Source organism: Alkalihalophilus marmarensis DSM 21297 (assembly GCF_000474275.2).
GTDB classification, from domain to species: Bacteria; Bacillota; Bacilli; order Bacillales; family Bacillaceae_D; genus Alkalihalophilus; species Alkalihalophilus marmarensis.
The window spans coordinates 16,343-39,965 of the sequence record NZ_ATAE01000037.1 but is presented as its reverse complement, the minus strand read 5'-3'; the positions used below and the strand labels follow the sequence as shown (position 1 = coordinate 39,965).

Annotated in this window: 22 protein-coding genes; 16 read left to right on the top strand and 6 right to left on the bottom strand. The window is 39.5% G+C overall.

Annotated features, from left to right (window positions below):
* The first annotated feature begins 82 nt into the window (after positions 1–82).
* The 6 genes from A33I_RS13445 to murC all read left to right on the top strand — a co-directional run bounded on the left by A33I_RS13445 (position 83) and on the right by murC (position 8,212).
* A complete protein-coding gene (locus A33I_RS13445; protein ID WP_022628884.1) occupies positions 83–1,093 on the top strand; it encodes a PTS sugar transporter subunit IIC in 1,011 nt (336 codons plus the stop codon).
* A 15-nt stretch (positions 1,094–1,108) separates the two neighbouring features.
* Complete coding sequence (locus A33I_RS13440) at positions 1,109–1,435, top strand: thioredoxin family protein (RefSeq protein WP_022628883.1); 327 nt, start codon at positions 1,109–1,111, stop codon at positions 1,433–1,435.
* Between the two features lie 124 nt (positions 1,436–1,559).
* Entirely contained in the window at positions 1,560–2,375 is an 816-nt protein-coding gene (locus A33I_RS13435; RefSeq protein ID WP_022628882.1) for a DUF1444 domain-containing protein, read from the top strand.
* 214 nt (positions 2,376–2,589) lie between these two features.
* Entirely contained in the window at positions 2,590–5,397 is a 2,808-nt protein-coding gene (locus A33I_RS13430; RefSeq protein ID WP_022628881.1) for a DNA translocase FtsK, read from the top strand.
* Between the two features lie 165 nt (positions 5,398–5,562).
* The gene (locus A33I_RS13425; protein ID WP_022628880.1) at positions 5,563–6,660 is read left to right on the top strand and encodes a nicotinate phosphoribosyltransferase; all 1,098 of its coding nucleotides are present in this window, start codon (positions 5,563–5,565) and stop codon (positions 6,658–6,660) included.
* Between the two features lie 253 nt (positions 6,661–6,913).
* Positions 6,914–8,212 (top strand): UDP-N-acetylmuramate--L-alanine ligase, encoded by a 1,299-nt coding sequence (gene murC, locus A33I_RS13420; RefSeq protein ID WP_022628879.1) that lies wholly within the window; start codon positions 6,914–6,916, stop codon positions 8,210–8,212.
* Positions 8,213–8,247: 35 nt separating this feature from the next.
* On the opposite strand, the gene A33I_RS13415 is transcribed toward murC, so the two are convergent.
* The gene (locus A33I_RS13415) at positions 8,248–9,375 is read right to left on the bottom strand and encodes a M14 family metallopeptidase (protein WP_022628878.1); all 1,128 of its coding nucleotides are present in this window, start codon (positions 9,373–9,375) and stop codon (positions 8,248–8,250) included.
* Positions 9,376–9,505: 130 nt separating this feature from the next.
* Here A33I_RS13415 and A33I_RS13410 point away from each other — a divergent pair, with 130 nt between their 5' ends.
* The gene (locus A33I_RS13410; RefSeq protein WP_022628877.1) at positions 9,506–10,633 is read left to right on the top strand and encodes an alcohol dehydrogenase catalytic domain-containing protein; all 1,128 of its coding nucleotides are present in this window, start codon (positions 9,506–9,508) and stop codon (positions 10,631–10,633) included.
* Between the two features lie 38 nt (positions 10,634–10,671).
* Here the strand turns inward: A33I_RS13410 and A33I_RS13405 are convergent, their stop codons facing one another.
* Positions 10,672–11,787, bottom strand: coding sequence for an aminopeptidase (locus A33I_RS13405; RefSeq protein ID WP_022628876.1), 1,116 nt, complete (start codon positions 11,785–11,787; stop codon positions 10,672–10,674).
* A 172-nt stretch (positions 11,788–11,959) separates the two neighbouring features.
* Between A33I_RS13405 and A33I_RS13400 the strand changes: the two genes are divergently transcribed.
* Positions 11,960–12,412 (top strand): DUF948 domain-containing protein, encoded by a 453-nt coding sequence (locus tag A33I_RS13400; RefSeq protein ID WP_012960110.1) that lies wholly within the window; start codon positions 11,960–11,962, stop codon positions 12,410–12,412.
* A gap of 9 nt (positions 12,413–12,421) precedes the next feature.
* Positions 12,422–12,868, top strand: coding sequence for a YtxH domain-containing protein (locus A33I_RS13395; protein ID WP_031311651.1), 447 nt, complete (start codon positions 12,422–12,424; stop codon positions 12,866–12,868).
* A 74-nt stretch (positions 12,869–12,942) separates the two neighbouring features.
* Here the strand turns inward: A33I_RS13395 and A33I_RS13390 are convergent, their stop codons facing one another.
* The gene (locus tag A33I_RS13390; protein ID WP_022628874.1) at positions 12,943–13,872 is read right to left on the bottom strand and encodes an SDR family oxidoreductase; all 930 of its coding nucleotides are present in this window, start codon (positions 13,870–13,872) and stop codon (positions 12,943–12,945) included.
* A gap of 151 nt (positions 13,873–14,023) precedes the next feature.
* On the opposite strand from A33I_RS13390, the gene A33I_RS21100 reads away from it, so the two are divergent.
* The 6 genes from A33I_RS21100 (at position 14,024) to A33I_RS13365 (ending at position 19,123) form a co-directional block, all read left to right on the top strand.
* Entirely contained in the window at positions 14,024–14,191 is a 168-nt protein-coding gene (locus A33I_RS21100) for a hypothetical protein (RefSeq protein ID WP_022628873.1), read from the top strand.
* A 217-nt stretch (positions 14,192–14,408) separates the two neighbouring features.
* Entirely contained in the window at positions 14,409–15,485 is a 1,077-nt protein-coding gene (locus tag A33I_RS13385; RefSeq protein ID WP_012960106.1) for a bifunctional 3-deoxy-7-phosphoheptulonate synthase/chorismate mutase, read from the top strand.
* 279 nt (positions 15,486–15,764) lie between these two features.
* Positions 15,765–16,766: a catabolite control protein A gene (ccpA, locus tag A33I_RS13380; protein ID WP_012960105.1), complete on the top strand. Its 1,002-nt coding sequence runs from the start codon at positions 15,765–15,767 to the stop codon at positions 16,764–16,766.
* A gap of 39 nt (positions 16,767–16,805) precedes the next feature.
* Entirely contained in the window at positions 16,806–17,606 is an 801-nt protein-coding gene (gene motP, locus A33I_RS13375; RefSeq protein ID WP_012960104.1) for a flagellar motor protein MotP, read from the top strand.
* Complete coding sequence (motS, locus tag A33I_RS13370) at positions 17,596–18,354, top strand: flagellar motor protein MotS (RefSeq protein WP_022628872.1); 759 nt, start codon at positions 17,596–17,598, stop codon at positions 18,352–18,354. Before motP ends, motS begins: the two co-directional genes overlap by 11 nt.
* A 67-nt stretch (positions 18,355–18,421) precedes the next feature.
* Positions 18,422–19,123, top strand: a complete 702-nt coding sequence (locus A33I_RS13365) for a 5'-methylthioadenosine/adenosylhomocysteine nucleosidase (RefSeq protein WP_022628871.1) — start codon at positions 18,422–18,424, stop codon at positions 19,121–19,123.
* Between the two features lie 7 nt (positions 19,124–19,130).
* Here A33I_RS13365 and A33I_RS13360 read toward each other — a convergent pair whose 3' ends face one another.
* Genes A33I_RS13360 through A33I_RS13350 form a run of 3 tightly spaced genes read right to left on the bottom strand, consistent with a single transcriptional unit; the run spans position 19,131 to position 21,644 of the window.
* Positions 19,131–20,312, bottom strand: a complete 1,182-nt coding sequence (locus tag A33I_RS13360) for an acetoin utilization protein AcuC (RefSeq protein WP_022628870.1) — start codon at positions 20,310–20,312, stop codon at positions 19,131–19,133.
* Positions 20,309–20,959, bottom strand: a complete 651-nt coding sequence (locus A33I_RS13355) for an acetoin utilization AcuB family protein (RefSeq protein WP_022628869.1) — start codon at positions 20,957–20,959, stop codon at positions 20,309–20,311. The genes A33I_RS13360 and A33I_RS13355 overlap by 4 nt, the downstream gene beginning before the upstream one ends.
* Before the next feature lie 52 nt (positions 20,960–21,011).
* Positions 21,012–21,644 (bottom strand): GNAT family N-acetyltransferase, encoded by a 633-nt coding sequence (locus A33I_RS13350; RefSeq protein ID WP_022628868.1) that lies wholly within the window; start codon positions 21,642–21,644, stop codon positions 21,012–21,014.
* 221 nt (positions 21,645–21,865) lie between these two features.
* On the opposite strand from A33I_RS13350, the gene acsA reads away from it, so the two are divergent.
* On the top strand, positions 21,866–23,581 hold the full coding sequence (gene acsA, locus A33I_RS13345) for an acetate--CoA ligase (protein ID WP_022628867.1): 1,716 nt from the start codon (positions 21,866–21,868) through the stop codon (positions 23,579–23,581).
* The last annotated feature ends 42 nt before the right edge of the window (positions 23,582–23,623 follow it).

The window sequence follows — 23,623 nt, the reverse complement described above, 5'->3', positions numbered from 1 at the left end:
TTGATGTGTCTTGTCACATGTAAAGGTTGCAGGTATGATAGTAAAGAAATGATATAAACGTTATAAGAGAGTAGGAGAAGGCATGCAGAATTTCTTACAAAGAAAAGGCATCGAATTACATTGGAAGACCTATGTCATTACAGGGTTAAATCATATGGCCTTAGGGCTGTTCGCTTCTTTAATTATAGGTTTGATTATTCGTACTGTTGGTGAGCAAACTGGATTAGAATTTTTAATTGAAATTGGAGCGCTTGCTATGAGTCTTACCGGCCCTGCCATTGGCGCAGCCGTAGCTTATGGGTTAGGGGCGCCCAGGCTTGTATTATTTGCTGCTCTAATCAGCGGTGCGGCTGGTTTCCAGCTAGGAGGACCAGCTGGCAGTTTTGTCGCTGCAGTGATTGCAACGGAACTAGGAAAAATGGTTTCAGGGGAGACAAAAATAGATATTATTATAACACCGTTAGTAACGATTATTTCTGGCTTTACAGTAGCAAGTTTGATAGGTCCTGGGATCGATGCAGGGATGACACAGCTTGGTAGTTTAATTATGTGGGCAACTGAACAACAGCCGATTTTAATGGGAATTATTATTGCCACCTTGATGGGGCTGGCGCTCACAGCACCTATTTCTAGTGCAGCGCTCGCAATTATGCTTGGGTTAGAAGGAATTGCAGCAGGTGCCGCAACAGTAGGGTGTGCAGCTCAAATGGTCGGCTTTGCTGTTAGCAGCTACAGAGAAAATCGCTGGTCTGGATTAATTGCTTTGGGTCTAGGAACCTCGATGCTCCAAATAGCCAATATCGTTAGACATCCTCTCATTCTTATTCCTCCAACGGTAGCAGGGGCCATCTTAGCACCGTTCGCTACTACGATGTTTGGGCTAACGAATAATCCAGCTGGAGCTGGAATGGGAACAAGCGGATTGGTGGGGCCGATTATGACATTTACCGATATGGGATTCAGCTATCAAACGGCTTTGTCTGTTGGGCTTTTATATTTCATTTTACCTGCTTTGATTAGTTTGGGGATTTCAGAATGGATGCGAAAGGCAGGATATATTAAAATGGGAGAGATGAAGATAGAACAATCATAAAGGGGAATGAGACGTATGGAAAAATTAACAAGTGTAGAACAATTTAAGAAGCTGGCTGAAAACGAAACGGTCGTTTTTATGTTTTCAGCAGACTGGTGTCCTGACTGCCGGGTGATCGAACCTATTTTACCTAGAATTGAAGCGGACTTCCCTTCGTTTTCTTTTTACTATGTAGACCGTGATGAGTTTATTGATCTATGTCAAGAACACATGGTGATGGGCATTCCAAGTTTCTTAGCCTTTTCAAATGGAAAAGAAGTGGATCGTTTTGTAAGCAAAGATCGTAAAACAGAAGAAGAAATTATTGAGTTTTTAACTAGAGCAGAAGCTAACAGCTATTAATCGGCAGGGAGTATCCGCATCATGTGATGTGGATACTCCTTTTTTATATAGATCTCGTATTTCAATGATTGGATAGCCATTCTAAGAAATGGTACACTGTAAGGTATGAAGGAGAGTGTATGCAATGGAACTTCGTGAATTTAGAAAAATGGTAGAAGAAAAATTAAAACGTGATGATCGCAGCATCACATACAATCATAAAGAGTCAACCTTACGTATTACAAATAGTAAGACGAATAAAGGAGTAACCCTTTCTTTAAAGCCTTTATTAGCAAAATGGGAAAGAGAAGAGTATGATTCTATTGATGAGGTGATCCGCTATATTGAAGTGGGCCTTGCAACGATGGATAAACGACCTTCTCTGAAAGGGAATGAAAATAAAATATTCCCTGTTATTAGGTCAACTTCTTTCCATGATGAGACTAAAGACGGCTTACCGTTGCTATTTGAGGAACATACAGCAGAGACTCGTGTCTATTATGCTATAGATCTAGGGGAAGCCTATACATTGATTGATGAAGAGATGGTACGTGAGTCAGGTCTTACCGCTGAAAAAATAAGAGAAATGTCACGTTTCAATCTTCGTTCACTGCCACAGTCGATGAAAGAAGATGTGGTTGCAGGAAATACCTTCTATTTCTTACGTGCAAAGGATGGGTACGATGCAAGCCGAGTTCTTGATCCATCACTACTAGAGAAAATGGCGAAAAAAGTGACAGGTCAATTGGCCGTTGCAATTCCTCACCAAGATGTTTTAATTATGGCAGACATTCAAAATGACAGCGGGTATGATGTACTCGCGCAGATCGCTCTTCAGTTTTTTGGAGAAGGAAGAGTGCCGGTAACCGCGCTGCCTTTCATGTATGAGGACGGAGAACTAGAACCTACTTTCATTTTAGCTCAGAAAAAACCAAAGCAGCCACAATCACCAAAAGAATGATTATGGTACAATAAGGTAGTAATATGATAAAAGCTGATGAAGCCATATGAAACCGGATCTGCCTTTTTTTGTGATCGGCTGATTCGAATAAACAGAACCACTAGAGCTAACTAGTGGTTTTTTCTACTCATATATGAAAGGCTATTCTAAAACGTATGATAGTCAGTTAAATAGTCATTAAAATGGTGAAACAGAAAGAGAGTGAGTGAGGAGTATGGATACATTAAAGCAATGGATTAAAAAGATCCAAGGGGCTTTATCTGGCGGGGAAGAAACGGATAATACTTCTATTAAAAGCCACAAACAAACAACAGGAGATCATCCATCCCAAGCAACCCAAAACAGTAAGAGGTCTTTTGGCTACATAGAAAGCGGGCAACGCGAAAGTGAACCACGGATGGTCTACCAATATCCTAAGCCTGGTAAATTTCGTTTTCCTCTTATAGAAGATGAGAATCAAGAGCGAGAACGTCCAGAGCGAGAACGTCCAGTTAGTAAAACTGAACACAGTCCAAGAAAGACATTTAGACAGGCAGAACAAGAACAGCCTGAAAATAAACGTACCAGAAGAACAGAACGAGTAAGCCAAGAGAGACATCAGCCGCCACAAATAAAAGTAGATAAGAAAATTGAAGAAAAAGCAATGGAGCGAACCCAAGGAAATTCTCAGGGGAATACTCAAGGTTATACTCCTAGTTTTCCTCAATCAAAGAAGGAGTTCAAACCCACTTCTATACCATCTCCGGTGTATGGGTTTAAAGAAAGAAAGAAAAACATGCTTGAAGATGAATCTTTATTATCTTCTCTTCCTGGGTACGGGAAGGTCATTGAGCCAAAACGTCCAAGTGTAACGATGGAAAAACAGCTCGAAGTATTTCTAAAAGCTGAGAACCTGAGGAATAGTCAAGTTGCAGCAACTGTACTAGATCAAATTGCAGAAAAGTCCTCTGAATCAACAACACAAGATGATTCTGCTGCTGAAGAGTCAACTATACTTGATTCTATACCTGAAAAAGTCGATGTCCACGTAAGAAACGACCTTCTTTCTATAGAGGATGACGATGCTGAAACAGTAAATGAAGCAATAACCCAAACAGTAAATGAACCTGTAGATGAACAAATACCTGAACAAATACCTGAACATAATCTTCAATCAGATCCATCTGATGTTCAAAAAACAGCCACTGATTTCAAAGAGGACTTACCACACCTTGAAGAGAAACCAGTAGGGAGCCCGTTTCAGGAAACTGTTGAACCAGCATCTGTTATTGAAACGATAGGGGAAGATAAGGATGACGAGGCAGAGGCATTTAAAACGGAAACCGCGGACGAAGTAATTTCGTCATCCCAAGTCACAGAGCCAGTAGAACAAAATGAAGAAAGTTACGAAAATGCACCTAACCAGATCGAAAACATCCAAACTGGAGAAAGTATTCAGAACAGCCTAGATGAAGAAGTTGTCGTAGAAAAGAAGACAGAGGTTAAGAGCGATCAAGCAGCTGCTCAGAGTAAACCAAAAGAGAGCATTCCGTTTAATGTGATGATGCTTCCTCAGGATAAAATGCCTCAAAAAGTCCAGCCGCAGCAAGTTACAGTGCAAAGTGAATATAATCATCCGAGTATCCAGCTGTTAAAATACCCGCAGCATCAAGAGGAGCAGGATAGTGAATGGTTACAAGAACAAGCTGAAATTCTTGAAGAAACTCTACTAAGCTTCAACGTAGATGCAAAGGTTGTTAATGTCACAAAAGGACCTTCTGTAACAAGGTATGAAATTCAACCTGCGCGTGGAGTCAAAGTAAATAAAGTGACAAGTTTAACAGATGATATGAAGCTAGCTTTAGCAGCAAAAGATATTCGAATTGAAGCTCCTATTCCGGGGAAGAACACGATTGGAATTGAAGTGCCTAATAAAGTATCGAAACCAGTCTTCTTAAGAGAAATTTTACGCCGGGATGTCTTTATCAAGCCGGAGTCACCTCTTACAGTCGCGCTTGGATTGGATATCTCAGGGCAGCCAATTGTGACAGACCTTCGTAAAATGCCTCATGGACTTGTTGCTGGGGCTACAGGTTCAGGAAAAAGTGTCTGTATTAACTCTGTTTTAATCAGCTTGCTTTATAAAGCGAATCCAGATGAGGTGAAATTATTATTAATTGATCCCAAAATGGTTGAACTAGCTCCGTATAATAAATTACCTCATCTTGTCACGCCAGTGATCACGGATGCAAAGCAAGCGACAGCTGCTTTAAAATGGGTAGTAGGGGAAATGGAAAGACGTTATGAGTTGTTCAGCCAGCAAGGAGTTAGAGACGTCACTCGTTATAATGAACTTTATTCGGAGTCAAAAGACAAGCCAGCTCTTCCTTATATGATCGTGGTTATTGATGAGCTTGCCGATTTAATGATGGTTTCACCACAAGATGTAGAAGATTCCATTTGCCGAATTGCTCAAAAAGCAAGAGCTTGTGGGATTCACTTATTATTAGCTACACAACGTCCGTCAGTAGATGTTATTACGGGGCTGATAAAAGCAAATATTCCTACTCGTATTGCGTTCTCTGTCTCTTCACAAACAGATTCAAGAACGATTTTAGATATGAGCGGGGCTGAGCGTTTATTAGGAAGAGGAGATATGTTATTCCATGAAAACGGGGCTCCAAAGCCTGTACGGGTTCAAGGTACATTTGTCTCTGATGAAGAAATTGAAGATGTATTAGCCTTTGTGAAAAAACAAAGAGAGCCAGAATATCTTTTTGCGCCAGAACAGCTGAAAAAAATGCAAAGCAGCGCAGAACAAGATGATGACCTGCTAGAAGAAGCTTGTTATTTTGTGATTCAGCAAGGCGGAGCTTCTGCTTCAAGCTTACAACGTAGATTTAGAGTAGGGTATAATAGAGCGGCTAGATTAATAGATATGATGGAAGATATGGGTGTCATTAGTGAAGCAATGGGCAGCAAGCCAAGACATATTCTTGTTGACGAAATCGAGCTAGAAGAGAGGCTATACCCAAACAGGTAAGATAAATCCTTGCTTAACCTTGTATTCATCCTAAAGGTTATATATGATAAGTACGATAAGAGTTTCGATGCTAGTTAAATGCGGCAAGAACGAGATAAGCTAGAACGAGATAGCTAGATAGAGAGAGAAGATAACTATAGTTGGGTACAAGGAGTATAAGGGGCTATGAAAGAAATTGAATTGAAGATGCAAGGTGAAATTAAACGTTTAACAAATCAAACGTTTAAATTTGATGAACGCATTCATGAAGGCTGGTTTTCGGCGGTTTATTTTTTGAAAACGAGAGAGATAGTAGAGAAATATCATTCAGACAATATTGTAACGATGCAGTTTTTCCAAAAAGAACATGCTATTCTTTGCGGGACTGATGAGGTCATTGCATTAATTAAAACATTTGCTAAAAATGCAGATGAACTTGAAATCCACTCTTTAAAGGACGGAGATAAAATTAAGCCGTTTGAAACGGTCTTAACAATCAAAGGCCCTTATCAAAACTTCGGTTATTTAGAAGGTATAATTGATGGGATTTTTGCTAGAAGAACATCTGTAGCAACTAATGTATATAATGTCGTAAAAGCAGCGAGAAAATCAGGTGTTCAAAAGCCAGTCATTTTTATGGGAGATCGAGACGATCATTTTACCCAGCAGTCCGGTGACGGCTATGCAGCTTATATCGGCGGATCAAAAGCTCAGGCGACTCATGCGATGAATGAGTGGTGGGGTAAGCAAGGAATGGGGACTATGCCTCACGCTCTTATTCAACTGTTCAGAGGCGATGTAGTTGAGGCGACTAAAGCATATAAAGCAGAATTCCCAGAAGATGAATTAATGGCTTTAGTTGATTATAATAATGACGTGATAACGGATTCCCTAAAGGTAGCAAGGGAGTTTGGAGAAGAATTAAAGGGAGTCAGGGTTGATACATCTAGGACGATGGTCGACCAGTATTTCTGTAGAAACCCTGAGGTGATGGGAGCATTTGACCCGCGCGGAGCTAATCCAGTTCTATTATTTGCTCTTCGGGAAGCGTTAGATAAAGAAGGGTTTAACCACGTGAAAATTGTAGCCACCGGAGGATTTAATGCAGAACGCATTGAATCCTATGAAGAGCAAGGTGTACCTATTGATATTTACGGGGTTGGAGGAAGTTTGCTTAAGATACACATTGGTTTTACAGGAGACAATGTCTTGTTAAATGGGGAACATGAAGCGAAAGCCGGCAGGCGCTATCGCGACAATCCTAGATTAGAACTTGTCGATTAACGGTTAGGTGACCCGCTAATTGAGTGGGTCACCTTTTTTTGGGAATAAATCATGGTTTTAACAATTGGTAATGATTTAAGTACTCGTCAAAAATGAGGAATTCGTGCTGCGGAACAAGTCGAATTGGTGATTGCTCGTATTTCTGCTATAATCATAACGTGAATCGTAAAAGGTGAAATGGATTTACATAAACCCAACACTTACACATGACTTGGACGCGGTTTGAAACCATGAGGAATTTGGAGGTCCAACTATGACTAAATATCATTTTATTGGAATTAAAGGATCGGGGATGAGTGCATTAGCACAAATTCTCCATGATATGAAGAAGAACGTGCAAGGATCTGACGTTGCGAAACAATTTTTTACTCAGCGCCCGTTAGAACAAAAAGGCATCTCTTTATTAGAATTTAACAGAGATAATATTGAAGAAGATCAGCATGTTATCGTTTCAGCAGCTTACGGGGAAGACCATGAGGAGGTTGCTCGTGCTAAGGAAATTGGTATTCCTGTTGATCAGTATCCACACTTTTTGGGTGACTTTATTCAACAGTTTACGAGCGTGGCTGTTACTGGATGCCACGGCAAAACATCAACAACAGGGCTGCTATCTCATGTGTTAGGTTCAGCCTTCCCAACATCGTACCTTATTGGGGATGGAACAGGTAAAGGGGAGGAAGACTCAAAGTATTTCGTATTTGAAGCCTGTGAGTACCGCAGACACTTCCTTAACTACAAACCTGATTACTGTATCATGACGAATATTGATTTTGATCACCCTGATTATTTTAAAGACGTTGATGATGTGTTTGAAGCATTCAGTGAAATGGCAATGCAAGTTAAAAAAGCAATCGTAGCCTGTGGTGATGATCAATATTTACAAGGTATTCATGCGAATGTACCTGTTGTATTTTATGGATTTAGCGAGCAGAATGATTTCCAAGCAAGAAGTGTAGAAGTGACGGACAAAGGAACGAAATTTGATGTGTATGTTCGTAATAATTTATACGGAACATTTACTATTCCTGGCTATGGGAATCACAACGTGTTAAATGCTCTTGCAGTTATTGCATTATGCCATTATGAGAATGTACCTGCAGAAGTTCTTGAAGAACATCTAAAAACGTTCCAAGGGGTAAAGAGACGTTTTACGGAAAAGAAAGTCGGCAGCCAGATTTTGATTGATGATTACGCACATCATCCAACTGAAATTGCAGCAACAGTTGATTCTGCCAAAAAGAAATATCAGGACCATGAAGTAGTAGCTATTTTCCAGCCGCATACGTTTACACGTACTAAAACATTTCTGAATGAATTTGCTGAGGCATTGAAGCTGGCAGATCATGTATACCTGTGCGACATCTTTGGATCAGCTCGTGAACAAGCAGGATCGTTAACGATTCAAGATCTTCAGGAGCTCATTCCACAATCTCAATTAATCACTGAAGAAGACGTTGAAAGGTTAAAGGAACATGAAAACAGCACCTTGTTATTTATGGGGGCAGGAGACATTCAAAAATTCCAAAAAGCCTATGAAAATACGTTAAACTAAAAGGAACCCCCTGCATTTGCAGGGGGTTTTCTTGATTAATGTAACATATCCTCAGCTGTTAAAACGGCCTCAATACCGAGACGAGCTTCTTTTATAACCGAATCTCTCCATTCTGGGTCATCCGGATAAAACATTTCCTTAAATTCATTCATGATCCAATCGATATCTTCTTGTTTATTTGCCCCTTCAAAATATAAATGATTTTCTAATATAATTGTCTGAAATTCACGAAATTCAGCTTTTTTTCCTGTTCCAAACGTTCCAAATTCAAATAATGCCGAGAAAAGTTTCGTATCTGGATATTCTTCTTTTCTCACTTTATGAAAATGGTGAGTGGAATCTCCTTTTACTTTATCAGCAGAGAACGGAAGAATATTTTTCAGCTGATAGGTTTCTTTTAGTTGTGCTTCACTGCGCCCATCAAGGTCTGATATAACCATAGTGATTTCATTAGCAGGGCCGAGTGCAGTATGCCAATCCATATGAACGACTCGTGCGAATGTCGATAAGAGCTTTTTTTGAATTTCTTTTAAATAAGCTGTATTGGGTTCTTCTTGTTTACCGCCGTAATAGACTCCTCGTTCAAATTCAAACTGACCCATTCCTTTCGCTTTTTTAATGCCGCTGTAACCGGTAGTGACTAGAGCTTTACTTAATTGTGTGTACAGCTTTCGCTTTTCTTGTGTGAGATCTGCTATTTTTCCATTTGGTAGGAACATATCACTTTCTTTTGAATAGTGATCATTGATGTCTTTTGGTACAGAATCTGGATCATAGAGATAATTGCGATTAAGATCCACATTGTTTTCAGTAACTCTTCGGTAATTTCTCATCCCCCATGGATTTAGTGCATGAATAAGACATATGCCTGTTGTATGAGGGTCTATCCGATCAAGGTATTCATTGATAAATACATGAGTACAAGCAGCACCAGCAAAGCCTTCGATTCCATGTTCACCGATTGTAAAAAAGAGAACTTGTTTATTTTCATTTAAGGCTTCTGCATAAATCATATCAATTGTATTATCAGCTTCATGACCAATTGGCTTAGTCGAAATCACAGCATTAGGCCACTTTTTCTTGATGGCATCTAAATGTCCTCGGAATACCTCTCGAGATTGTTCATAAGTAGTTTTGAAATAATCTTGTTTGTCTATTGTCATTTGAATCGCACCCTTCATCTTTTTGTAGGGATGATTCCACGAACAAAATTTATTAAACATTGTATGTTTAGCTGTAACCATAAAAAGGAAGGAGTATAGCAATTTACATTTAGAAAGGTGTGGATTGGTAATGAAGGCTGTAACATTTCAAGGTAAAGACAAAATTGAAGTAAAGGAGATGGAAGCTCCAAGTATACAAACTGATGATGATATGGTGATAAGAATTACAGCATCAGGTATTTGTGGCTCTGATCTTCATCTTTATAAAACGGGGATTCCATTAGAAGAGGATTATATTATTGGACATGAGCCGATGGGAATTGTAGAAGAAGTAGGGTTAAATGTCAAAAACTTAAAAAAAGGTGACAGGGTCGTCGTTCCATTTAATATCGGGTGCGGCACTTGCTTTTTCTGTCAAAACCAAATGGAAAGTCAATGTGATGAGTCCAATCCCCATAGTGATTCTGGCGGGTTATTCGGATTTTCTAAGATGTTTGGAAACTACCCAGGCGGTCAAGCAGAATACTTAAGAGTTCCCTTTGCAGACTTTACTTCTTTTAAAGTCCCTGAAGACAGTGAATTAGATGATGAAAGTGTTCTCTTTTTATCTGACGTTATTCCGACTGCGTGGTGGAGTGTTGAGCCTGTTAAAGAAGGCGACACAGTTATTATTCTCGGCAGCGGGCCGATTGGGTTAATGGCTCAGAAATTAGCTTGGTTAAAAGGAGCGAAAAGAGTAATTGCAGTCGATCAAGTGGATCATCGCCTTGCTCATGCTAAGCGGACAAACAAAGTAGAGACCTTTAATTTTCGTGAAAATCCCGAAATAGGTGATTTATTAAATGAAGAAACAAATGGTGGTGCTGATATTGTCATTGATTGTGTTGGGATGGATGGCACTGTACCTCCTGGTGAAACATTCGGCTCAGAGGGTGATAATCAATTTGGAATGATCAGCCCTATTATTACTGCATCAAAAGCCGTTAGAAAGTTCGGACTGGTTCAGTTAACCGGTGTGTATGGAACAGAGGCGAATAACTTTCCACTCGGTGATTTCTTCTCAAGAAATGTATCTCTTAAAATGGGACAAGCACCCGTTATTCATATGATGCCAAAGCTTTATGAAATGGTGAAGCAGAAGAAGTTTGATCCTACAGACATTATTACGCATCGTATGAGTTTACAAGATGCACCGAAAGCTTACGACATTTTTGACAAAAAAGCAGATGGTAACATTAAGGTAGTACTTAAACCATAAAAAAGAAGCTGCAGTGAGAAAAGCTGCAGCTTCATCATTTATTTTAAGTTTTCTGGGTTTAGTGCTTCTAGCTCAGGGATTACAAAGCGTCCATCTTTACGAATAAGCATCTCATCAAAATAGATTTCTCCGCCGCCATATTCAGGTCGCTGAATATTGACAATGTCCCAATGAATAGAAGATTGGTTGCTGTTTGAAGCCTCTTCATAGCATTGACCTGGAGTGAAGTGGAAGCTTCCATCGATCTTTTCATCAAAAAGAATATCTTTCATTGGATGCTGAATATATGGGTTAACGCCTATAGCAAACTCACCAATATATCTAGCACCTTCATCTGTATCTAAAATTCGATTAATACGGTCTGTATCATTTGCTTCTGCTTTTACAATTTTACCATTTTCAAACGTGAATTTAATCGATTCAAAAGTAAAACCTTGGTACGGTGATGGAGTATTATAACTAAGCGTACCATTCACGGAATCTCGAATGGGTGCAGTGTATACTTCACCATCAGGAATATTCATATGCCCTGCACATTTAATAGACGGGACCCCTTTAACAGAGAAAGTTAAGTCGGTACCAGGCCCTTTAATATGTACTTGGTCTGTTTTATCAAATAAAGCAACCAGAGAATCCATCGCCTTATCCATTTTGCTGTAATCTAAGTTGCATACGTTAAAATAAAAGTCTTCAAACGCTTCTGTACTCGTATTAGCTAATTGAGCCATAGAGGAGCTTGGGTAACGAAGCACTACCCAGCGAGTTTTTGGAACGCGGATCTCACGGTGAACTTTTGTCCCGACTGTTTTTCCGTGAAGAGCCATCTTATCACTTGGAACATCAGAAAGTTCAGATATATTATCGCCTGCGCGCAGTCCGATATAAGCATCCATTTCACTCATCACTTGTGCTTCAAATGAAGCCATCATTTCAAGTTGTTCTTCACATGCTCCAAGAAGAAGCGAACGATCCACTTGGTGATCTTTTAAAAGGACAAATGGCAATGCGCCAACTTTATATGCTTCATTAACAAGGGCTGTAACTAGTTCTTTTTGCAGGCCGAAATTCTCAATTAGAACCTTTTCGCCTTTTTGCAGATTCACTGAGTACTGAATTAAGTTTTTAGCTAACGTAGTAATTCGGGGATCTCTCATTGTTTTGCCTCCTTTATATACCTTATTATTGTATACGATAACAAGAAAACTTAATAGTAAGACAAGAATTAAAGGAGGAATTTCTAATATTTTATCGAATTAATATGTTATACCTTGTTTTATTTGGCGAGAATTAGGGTAACAGAAGGTATAAGGAGGTGGAAGCAAACATATGGAAAGTTTACTTTATATCAGTGCAATCATCGTAGCTATTGCTTTTGCCGTATTAGTTGGCTATATCGTTGTAACGCTTAAGTCTGCTAATCGAACACTCGATCACGTTGCAAATACAATGGCAGGACTTGAAAAGCAAGTGAATGGTATTACGAATGAAACTGAACTTCTTCTAAACAAAACAAACCGGCTTGCAGATGATATTCAACATAAAACGGAATCGTTGAATACAGTCTTTGCCTCAGTGAAGGAGTTAGGAGATTCTGTTCAACAGGTTAATCGTTCAATTCGCCATGTTTCCACAACAGTTTCAGAACAATCAGTTAAGCAGTCTGAACAGATTGCCAAAGCTGTTCAATGGGGAAATGTTGCAATTGACTTTTATACGAAATTTAAAGCTCGCAAAGCAAGTCAAGAACAATCATCTACACTACATAAGGAGGAGATTTAAGTGGGAGACATGAACACAAAAGATTTTCTAATTGGATCACTTGTAGGGGGAATTGTTGGAGCATCCACAGCGTTATTATTAGCACCTAAGTCTGGTAAGGAATTACGCGGTGAGTTAAACGAACAAGCTACTATTGCTCGTGAGAAGACAAACCAATTCACCAATAATGCGTATGAAAAAGGAAACGAATGGGCTAATTATGCTAAAGAAAAATCAAACAACATTGCAAAAGTTGTTTCAGAGCAATCAGCTCAAGTGTCTGAAAAGGTTAAAGAAGTGACAAACAGCGTGCGCGGTGAAGCTGATGAGGTGAAACAATCAGCAGAAGAGCTGGCGCAAGATCTTTCAGGTGACTTACAACAATCTGGAGAAGAGATTGCTGAAAGTGTAAAAAATGAAGTAGATGACATTCAAAATAAACTAGAAGAAGAAAAAGAAGCACAGCGTACTCTTTAATCTTCTATAATTGGTAAATTAGGAAAACGGTAATCACTGCGCATAGTGATTACCGTTTTTTTATTTCGAACAAATTAGGATGATGTCCATTCTCCGCCGTTCACATGAAGCGTCTGTCCAGTTACAAATCTTGAATCATCTGAAGCTAAGTAGACGAAGGTTGGGGCTAATTCAAAAGGCTGGGCCATCCTCTCCATTGGATTGAATGCACCAAAAACTGCCACTTCATCAGCAGAGAAGCTTGAAGGGATTAAGGGGGTCCATGTTCTTCCTGGAGCCACAGCATTCACTCTTATTCCTTGCTCAATCAAATTATTAGCTAGAGCTCTGGTAAATCCTATATTCGCACCCTTAGTAGCCGTGTAATCGATCATTTGTTTTTCTCCTGCATAGGTTACTACAGAAGATGTATTAATGATTGAACTGCCAGCAGTCATGTAAGGAAGAGCTGCTCTAGTTGTATAAAAGTGTGAGTAAATATTGACCTTAAATGTATCGTCAAACTGCTCATCAGTTATATCAAGCAAACTAGGCTGCTGAAATTGTATACCTACATGATTACAAAGGATATCTAATTGCTTAAACTCCTCTATCGTACGTTCAACAATTTCCACACATTGCTTTTTGCTGCGAAGGTCGCCGGGCATTAATACACATCTCTGTCCTAATTCCTCCACTCTAGCTTTCGTTCTGTTGGCATCTTCATGTTCATCTAAGTAAGCAATCGCAATATCTGCCCCTTCTTTTGCAAACGCTATGGCACAAGCTGCGCCGATTCCGCTGTCTCCACCTGTTATCAGTGCTGTTTTACCAACTATTTTTTCACTACCCTTATAGTTAGGGTTTTCAATAATCGGCCTTGGCACCATAGCACTCTCATAGCCAGGCTGCCGTAGCTGTCTTTGTTCAGGTACATTTATGGGGATCTCTTCATACCGAGTAATTTTTCCGTAGTTAGGATAGAGCGGGTATGAGCTATCTCTTTTGGGCTGGTCTTTACTCATTCGAAGCCTCCTTATTTTTGTCTTCTGTGCTACTTTATGTAACCTGGGCATGTGTTGTGATGAATAGATGGAGGTGAATATATGTAACCTGGCTCAAAATAAAAGCAGGAGCATAGGGTAAGTATGAGAAAACAGAATAGGAGGAAAGAGGATGGAAAATTATATTTATAACCCTCAAGCAGAACTATTGTTAGAAGCAGACTCTGATGAGGCCGTAACAATGACTTATATAGATCAAACATGGGCTATGCCCAAAATAGGCCCGCGTCCACCTTATTATTGCAATCCAGTATATGAAGAAAATAATCCGACGATCTAAGCGTAATCAAAGGTAAAAAAAAGATCCAGGCTGCCTGGATCTTTTGCATGTTAATAAGATTTATAGTAAGATAGTGGACAATTATTTATAAAAGGTCCACTTTAGCGCTTAAAAGCGTTTAATTAATAAAGAAAAAATTCGTGACATTCAGTTAATTATGCTTTATAATGAATCCTAATTAAGAAAAAGAAGCCAAAGAGATGAGGAGTGGAGAGAAATGAGTAATGAACAATTAGATAAGTTGAGATCAGAATTAGACGAGGTGAATCTGAAGCTTCTTGAGTTAATTAATGAGCGTGCTAGAGTGGTTCAAGAGATTGGTAAAGTAAAAGGAAAACAAGGTGTTAATCGTTTTGATCCTGTACGTGAGCGCAGCATGCTAGATCATATTGCAGCAAATAATACAGGTCCATTTGAAACATCAACCTTACAGCATTTATTCAAGCAAATCTTCAAGGCAAGCCTTGAGCTTCAAGAAGATGATAATAGTAAAGCTTTACTAGTTTCTCGTAAGAAGCATCCAGAAAACACGGTTGTGGACTTGAGAGGCGAAAAAGTTGGAGATGGCACACAGCGTCTTATTATGGGACCATGTGCGGTAGAGAGTTATGAGCAAGTAGTTACTGTAGCTAAAGCAATGAAAGAAAGAGGCTTAAAATTATTACGAGGCGGAGCATTTAAACCAAGAACGTCTCCTTATGATTTCCAAGGTCTTGGACTTGAAGGCTTAAAGATTTTAAAACAAGTTGCAGACGAGTTAGATATGGCTGTAATTAGTGAAATTGTTAGTCCGCAAGATATCGAAACAGCTGTAGAATATGTAGATGTTATCCAAATCGGTGCACGTAACATGCAAAACTTCGAGTTACTGAAGGCCGCAGGTTCAGTTAATAAGCCAGTACTATTAAAAAGAGGACTTTCAGCAACGATTTCAGAGTTCATTCATGCTGCAGAATATGTTGTAGCTAAAGGAAATAGCCAGTTAATGTTATGTGAACGTGGAATTCGTACATACGAAAAAGCTACTCGTAACACATTAGACATCTCAGCTGTGCCAATTCTTAAGCAAGAGACACATCTTCCTGTTTTAGTTGATGTAACACACTCAACAGGCCGTCGTGATTTACTCTTACCTACAGCTAAGGCTGCGCTTGCAATTGGTGCAGATGCTGTCATGGCAGAAGTACATCCAGACCCAGCGGTTGCTCTTTCAGATTCAGCTCAACAAATGGATATTCCGCAATTCAATGAATTCATTGATGAATTACAAGCATCAGGTTTATATAAAGGGTAAACAATCCATTAAGCCGTTCCTTATTATAAATATAAGGGACGGCTTTTAAGTTGAGTCCAAAAGGTACATGCTATACATATAGGCGTACATACATGATGATAAGGCTGCTTTGGCAACGGATTCGAAAAAAACGTGAATTCTTACACAAAGATGTCAAATATTTTCCCTGAGTGTCGATATAAGTAGAGTAAAGACATTGCGGACCTCATCATAGTATCGTATGATAACAATACATTGATTACGTGAATAATTACGTTTACTTGATAGAGGAGGATTACAGTGAATACGACGATTTATGATGTAGCAAGAGAGGCAGGCGTATCAATGGCGACCGTTTCCCGTGTCGTCAATGGCAACCCAAATGTTAAGCCGGCAACTAGAAAGAAAGTCTTAGAAGCCATCGAGCGCCTTGGATACCGTCCAAACGCTGTTGCACGTGGGTTAGCTAGTAAGAAAACAACAACCGTTGGGGTAATTATCCCTGATATTTCAAGCATTTTCTTTGCTGAACTTGCACGTGGGATTGAAGATATTGCGACGATGTATAAGTACAATATTATTCTGTGTAACTCAGACCAAAACAAAGATAAGGAAATTCATCTGATTAATACGCTGTTAGAAAAACAAGTGGATGGTATTGTATTTATGGGTGGACAGATTACAGAGGAGCATGCAGAGCAATTTAAACGTTCTCCTGTACCAGTTGTATTAGCTGCCACGCTCGATACGAATAAAGAAATTCCATCAGTCAACATTGATTATAAACAAGCAGTGTATGATGCGATTACTCATTTAATTGAGCAGGGCCACACACAAATCGGCATGGTGTCCGGCACGTTAGATGATCCTGTTAACGGATATCAAAAGTTTGCAGGCTACCGCGCTGCTCTTGAAGATGCTAAGATAGCATTCAATGAAGACCTTATTGCAATTGGTGATTACACGTATGATTCAGGCATTGAAGCGATGGAATCGTTGCTAAATCTTGAGCAGAAGCCTACAGCAATCTTTGCTTCAACCGATGAAATGGCACTAGGTGTTATTCACGGGGCACAAGATAGAGGATACAATATCCCTCAGGATTTTGAAATTTTAGGTTTTGATAACACAAGACTTGCCACGATGGTTCGTCCTACTTTATCGACTGTTGTTCAACCGATGTATGATATTGGCGCTGTATCCATGAGATTGCTGACAAAATACATGAACAAAGAAGAAGTGAATGATCATATCGTCGTCCTTCCGCACCGCATTGAATTTAGAGATTCAACAAAGTCATAATCTATAGAAATAGAGAGATGACTGAGCAGGGAGAGACCAATGAAAAAATTTGATATCTTAACGCCAATAGGAGTATTTTTAGGAATAACGGTACTTCTATTGGCTGTATTCTCTAATTCAGGACCATCAGGCCTTATATTTTTTATCCAAATAGCTTCGATATTAATTGTACTTGGTGGACTTATAGCAGCACTTATTATTACTTTTTCTTTACCGGACTTAAAAATGGTTCCAAAAGTATTAAAGGAATCGGTCCAAACCGTGGATCATGATCTTGAAGGATTAATTCAAACCTTTGTTGATTTATCAGGTAAAGCTAGAAGAGAAGGTCTTCTTGCCTTAGAAGTAGGCCTTGAAGATGTAAGGGATCCCTTTATAAAAAAAGGAGTGCTCCTTGCTGTTGACGGCATTGAACCTGATGTCATTAAAGACATTATGATGGCTGAGGTTGTAGCTATGGAAGAGCGTCACCGTAAAGGTCGTGCGATTATTGAAAAAGCTGGAGAATATGCTCCTGCTTGGGGAATGATTGGTACCTTAATCGGGCTTGTGCTGATGCTGCAAAATCTCAATGACCCTGCCACACTTGGACCTAATATGGCTGTTGCGCTTCTTACGACCTTGTATGGTACTGTGCTTGCTAACCTTATTTTTCTACCAATGGCAACTAAGCTTGCTAATAAAACAGATGAAGAGGTTTTTGTTAAGCAGATTATTATTGAAGGAGTTATTGGGGTACAATCAGGACAAAATCCTAAAATTCTAGAAGAAAAATTAAGTGCTTTTACACGTGAGAAACAAAAGACGGAAGATGCAGGGGATGAAGACAATGAAGCGTAGGCGACGCCAGCAAGAGAAGGGCGCTCCAAAATGGATGGTCACATTCTCTGATATGATGACGCTTATTCTCGTGTTTTTTATCTTATTATTTTCAATGTCAGTTGTTGATGCTCAGAAGTTCCGTGCAATCTCTGAATCTTTTCAGCAAAGACAAGTTTTCGAGTTTTTTCCTTCTGCGATAGAATTTGAGAATCCATCGGAAGAATTCGGTGAGGAGTTTCCAAACCCTTTTGACGAGGGGGGCTATAGTGAGGAAGGCTCTAATACCGATGAGGTCGATATGGATGAATTATTAGAAGAAGTCCAAGAGTTCTTAGAAGTGAATGAAATGAATGATGTGATCTCAGCGACAAGAGATGATCGAGGGGTTGTTCTTGTTTTACAGGAGCGGACCTTGTTTGAAACAGCAGAAGCTGAGCTGCTTAATTCTGCAGAACCTTTTTTAGAAAAGGTGGGGACATTGCTTTCTGCCATACCTAATATGGTAAAAGTAGAAGGTCATACAGACAGCCGGCCAATTTCAAATTTTCGTTATCCATCAAACTGGGAATTGTCAGGAGCTCGTGCAAGCAGTGTCATCCGTTACTTAGTTGAAACGAATGATCTTGATCCAAAGCGATTTATTGCTACTGGGTATGGGGATACTAGACCTGTAGTACCAAATACGACAGTAGAGAATTTACAATTGAACCGCCGTGTGGTCATTGTTATTTCGGACCCTACATATTCAGAAGAAGACGCGTTTTAATGGACTGCCCGAGATATTATCTCGGGTCCTATTTTTATTTACCTAATTATTAATGAGGTGTGTATTTATGAAAGTAGCAGTAATAGGCGCAATGAATGAAGAAATTGAACGAATGCAAAAAGAGATGAGCGTTGAAGAAACGATAACCTATGCAAAGATTCCATTTTATGTTGGCAAGATGTGCGGGATTGATATCGTTCTGTGTAAATCAGGGGTAGGGAAAGTGAACGCTGCTTTAACTACACAAATTTTGATTGACCGCTTTGAGGTTAGTCATATCTTATTTACAGGCGTCGCGGGTGCACTTGATGAAAGCCTTGAAGTGGGGGATCTTGTTATTTCTACCAGTGCGATGCAGCATGACCTGGATGCAAGTCCATTAGGGTTTAAGCGTGGTGAGATCCCTATGTATGACGGGGATTCGGATTTTAAAGCTTCTACACGCTTAGTTGAAATAGCTAAGAAGGCAGCGACCAGTCTTACGGATCGACAAGTTGTGTGCGGGCGTATTCTTAGCGGTGATCAATTTATTGCAAATAAAGAGGAAGTAAAACAGTTAAAAGAGTTATTTAATGGGGTTTGTGTAGAAATGGAAGGGGCTTCTGTAGCTCATGTAGCAGATATGAATGATATTCCTTTTGTTATTATTCGCTCTATGTCTGATAAAGCAAATGGCGAGGCACAAATCAGCTTTCAGGAATTCACAGACATTGCCAGCGAGCAGTCTCATTTATTAGTAAAAACAATGCTCAAGGAGTTAAAAGGATAGCGCTTAGCTATCCTTTTCTTGCTTTTGCTTTCATTTCATTGCGAATATGAAAAAGGGCTTTCTCTAATGTTTTTAAATTCTTTTCATTTATTTCACTTTTTCTCGGAATAGTCGGAATAATCGAGGTGTGATCATTCCATGTAGAAGGCAATTGATTTTCAGCTTTAGGCTGCCACTTTTCTAACCATTCCTGTGGGATCGGCTTGTCTAGAATATCTCTTTGATTTGTCATCTCAAGCCAAATTAAAGACCAAGCTCTAGGTACCACACGCCACATATCATATCCGCCGCCGCCGACAGCAATCCATTTTCCATCACAGTACTCATGAGCAAGTTCATGGGCAAGTTTTGGAATAAATTCATAAGTTCTCATTGATGAACATAAATGAGTCAATGGGTCATAATGATGAGCATCGACACCATTTTGCGTTAATATCACATCTGGTTTGAAAAATTCAATGACTTCTCTGAAAGCTGTTTCATAAAGTTCGATAAAAGAATCATCTTCTGTAAAAGCATCGACAGGAAGATTAATAGAATAACCGTATCCTTTTCCAGAGCCTTTTTCTCCAACACTTCCAGTACCAGGAAATAAGTATCTTCCTGTTTCATGAATGCTTAAGGTACATACATCGGGGTCATCATAAAATGCCCATTGAACCCCGTCCCCATGATGAGCATCTGTATCAATATAGAGTACTTTTGCCCCGTATTTCTGCTTCATGTATTCAATGGCGATTGAACTATCATTATAAATACAAAAACCCGAAGCTCGTCCTTTAAAGCCATGATGAAGCCCTCCGCCTAAATGAAGAGCGTGTTTGTACTGGCCGCTCATTACAGCATCAACTGCGGTCAATGTTCCCCCAACAAGTAGAGAGGCTGCCTCATGCATATTAGGAAAAAGAGGAGTATCTTCAGTGTCTAGTCCAAAATTAGAGGCAATTCCATTTGATAAAGTGCCTTGCCCTCCTTGTCTAACCGCATCAATAAAGGCAGGATCATGAACAAGCTTTAATTCATCTTCTGTTGCCATACGTGGTTCTAGAATATGTTCTTTAGACAAGGAGCAGACACTTGTTAACAAATCATACGTTAATTGAAGCCGCTGATGATTAAATGGGTGACTTTCATTAAAGCGATAGGTCAGTTGTTTGTCTGAATAGATAAATACAGATTCGTGTGTCATAGGTTCATCCCTGGTTGTTTTGGCCAGATCACTTCATAACCCGCTTGTTCAATCGCTTTAATGATACGTCTTGGGTCCATCGTTTGCACCCTGAACACAAGAATCTTATATTCAGGATTTTTATATGGATAAACAAGAACGCTCGTAATATTAATATGCATCTCTTTAAAAATGGTAGCAATACTTGCAAGCATTCCTGTTTGATTCAAGACTTTTACTTCAATATGAGAACTTGGCTGATGAGCACCCATTAATTCAACCAGCGTATGAAGAATATCTGTTTCAGTAATAATCCCTCTTAATTCATCATCATCTGTAACAACAGGCAGACAGCCAATATTATTTTCATAGAAGATCGTAGACACTTCTTCTACAAAATCTAGTGGATGTGCCGTTATAACATTACGCTGCATAATAGAAGAAACTGGCTTCAAGAAATCCTCTAAATGTTCTGTTGAGTGAAAAATAGAAGGGCTGGCATCTCTAATATCTCGGTCAGATATAATGCCGACCACTTTTTTTTCAGGTCCTTCAACAATAGGAATATGACGAATTCGATACTTATCTAACAATAGCATTGCATCTTTAATCGGCGTATCTTCTGTTAAAGTAATAACGTCCGTTTTCATTATTTCTTCTAAAATCATGGCTGTACTCACTCCTTTATGAAATAAAAGTAAGTCATTCTAGATTTCTGTATTAGTACATAAAGCGATTTTGAAAGCGCAGCTGATCAAACTGTTGGATCGAATCGGTGTCTATTCTCTTTCCAATACGAGCCATTAAACAGTTGGCAGGATGAGAACTGATTTCTGGATCATCGGTTGCATACCACTCGAGTCCACCAGCATTCATCATCTTTTCCATTACTTTTCGATATTGCCATACATCGAGGCCGCTTCCTTTTAAATCCCAGTGCCAATAATATTCTGTTGTAATCACGATATAATCTTCCATCGCATCATCCATCATAGAAAGGCGCAGCAGGTTTTTTCCGACTTGTGCACCACGGTATTTTGGAGCAATTTCAATAGCTCCAAGTTCAATTAAATTATCCATCTTTCCTTCTGACCAACGTTCCATCGGGTCAGGGTAAACAAATGTAACATAACCAACAATCGTATTTCCGTCGCGTACAACGTTAATTCGTCCTTCAGGCAGTTTTGCAATACCTATTAACGCTTTCTTTTGTTCAACTGAAGGTCTAAATGAAGTAAGGTCTTCATGAAAATCATAAGAAGCAATTTCTTCAGCTGAGATAGGGCCTTCAAGTAATAATGTCCCTTCAGAGTATGTTACTTCCATAGAGTAATACGTTTTAGGATGATCCATTTTTGTGTAACCACCTTTTGCCAAGCAGATTCGTCTTTATTATACATGATAACGTTATCAAGAAGAGAGAGTTCAAGAAATTTTCCGAAATTATTCTATTACATAAGTAAATTACGACAAGAATATACAAGAATTCCCTTTACTATTAATTTTAAATTGAATAAATTTTCAGTCTGTATTATAATAGAGTAGAAAATACATAATAGAGAGGAAGATGTATAATGAATGTGCAAGCGCTTCCATCTGAAAAAGGGTTATTTAATTTAGAAAATTACGATGAGGCTGCAAAGAATTTCGACTGGTCAACGGTTGAAAAAGAATTCTCTTGGAGTGAAACGGGCAATGTGAATTTAGCTTATGAAGCAATTGACCGTCATGCAGAGGGAACAAAGAAAGATCACGTAGCTTTATATTATAGTGATGCAAAAAGAGATGAAAAGTATACGTATAATGATTTGAAAATTCAGTCAAATAAAGCAGGGAATGTCCTTCGTGATATTGGCGTAGAAAAAGGCGATCGAGTATTTATCTTTATGCCTCGTTCACCGGAACTTTACTTCTCTATTCTTGGAACAATTAAAGTGGGAGCCATTGTCGGTCCGTTATTTGAAGCTTTTATGGAAGGTGCTGTTCGTGATCGTCTTGAAGATAGTGAAGCTAGAGTACTGATCACAACACCTGCTCTACTAGAGCGTGTTCCTGTGGATGATCTGCCTAAACTTGAAAAGGTATTAATTGTAGATGAAGACGCAAAAGAAGAAGGCCCTTATTTAAACTTCTTTACTAGATTAAATGCTGCAAGCGAAGAGCTTAATATTGAGTGGGTAGACCGTGAAGATGGATTAATCCTTCATTACACATCTGGCTCTACTGGAAAACCAAAAGGTGTCCTTCACGTACACAATGCTATGCTGCAGCATTATCAAACGGCTAAATGGGTTCTTGACCTTAAAGATGAGGATGTATACTGGTGTACTGCTGACCCGGGCTGGGTAACTGGAACGTCATACGGAATTTTTGGCCCTTGGCTCGCAGGGGTAACTAATGTTGTTCGAGGCGGACGATTTAGTCCGACCGACTGGTACGACACATTACAGCGCTATAACGTATCAGTGTGGTACAGTGCTCCTACTGCATTCCGTATGCTGATGAGTGCTGGAGATGAGCTTGTAAAACAATACGATCTATCTTCTCTTCGCCACATCTTAAGTGTTGGTGAACCGCTTAACCCAGAAGTGGTTCGTTGGGGTATGAAAGTCTTCAACTTACGTATTCATGATACGTGGTGGATGACTGAAACTGGAGCTCAGCTTATTTGTAACTACCCATCTATGGAAATTCGTCCAGGGTCTATGGGTAAGCCGATCCCAGGAGTAAAGGCTGCTATTATCGATGACCAAGGAAATGAATTGCCTCCTAATCGCATGGGGAACTTAGCAATCCGTAAGGGCTGGCCTTCAATGATGCGTGCGATCTGGAACAACGAACCTAAATATAAGAGCTATTTTGAAATTGATGGCTGGTATGTATCAGGGGATTCCGCTTATATGGATGAAGACGGCTACTTCTGGTTCCAAGGACGTATTGATGATGTCATTATGACTTCTGGTGAACGTGTAGGGCCATTTGAAGTAGAAAGTAAGCTTGTTGAGCATCCTGCTGTTGCAGAAGCTGGTGTTATTGGTAAGCCAGACCCTGTACGTGGGGAAATTATCAAAGCATTTGTAGCTCTTCGTGAAGGATATGATGTTACTGATGAGCTTCAAGAAGATATCCGTAACTTCGTTAAAAAAGGTTTAGCAGCACATGCTGCTCCTAGAGAGATTGAGTTCCGTAAGAGCTTGCCTAAGACACGCAGCGGTAAAATTATGCGTCGCGTACTTAAAGCGTGGGAACTTGATTTACCGACAGGTGATCTGTCTACAATGGAAGATTAATAAGCTACACCGCTTGCCTTAAGGCAAGCGGTGTCTTTGTTG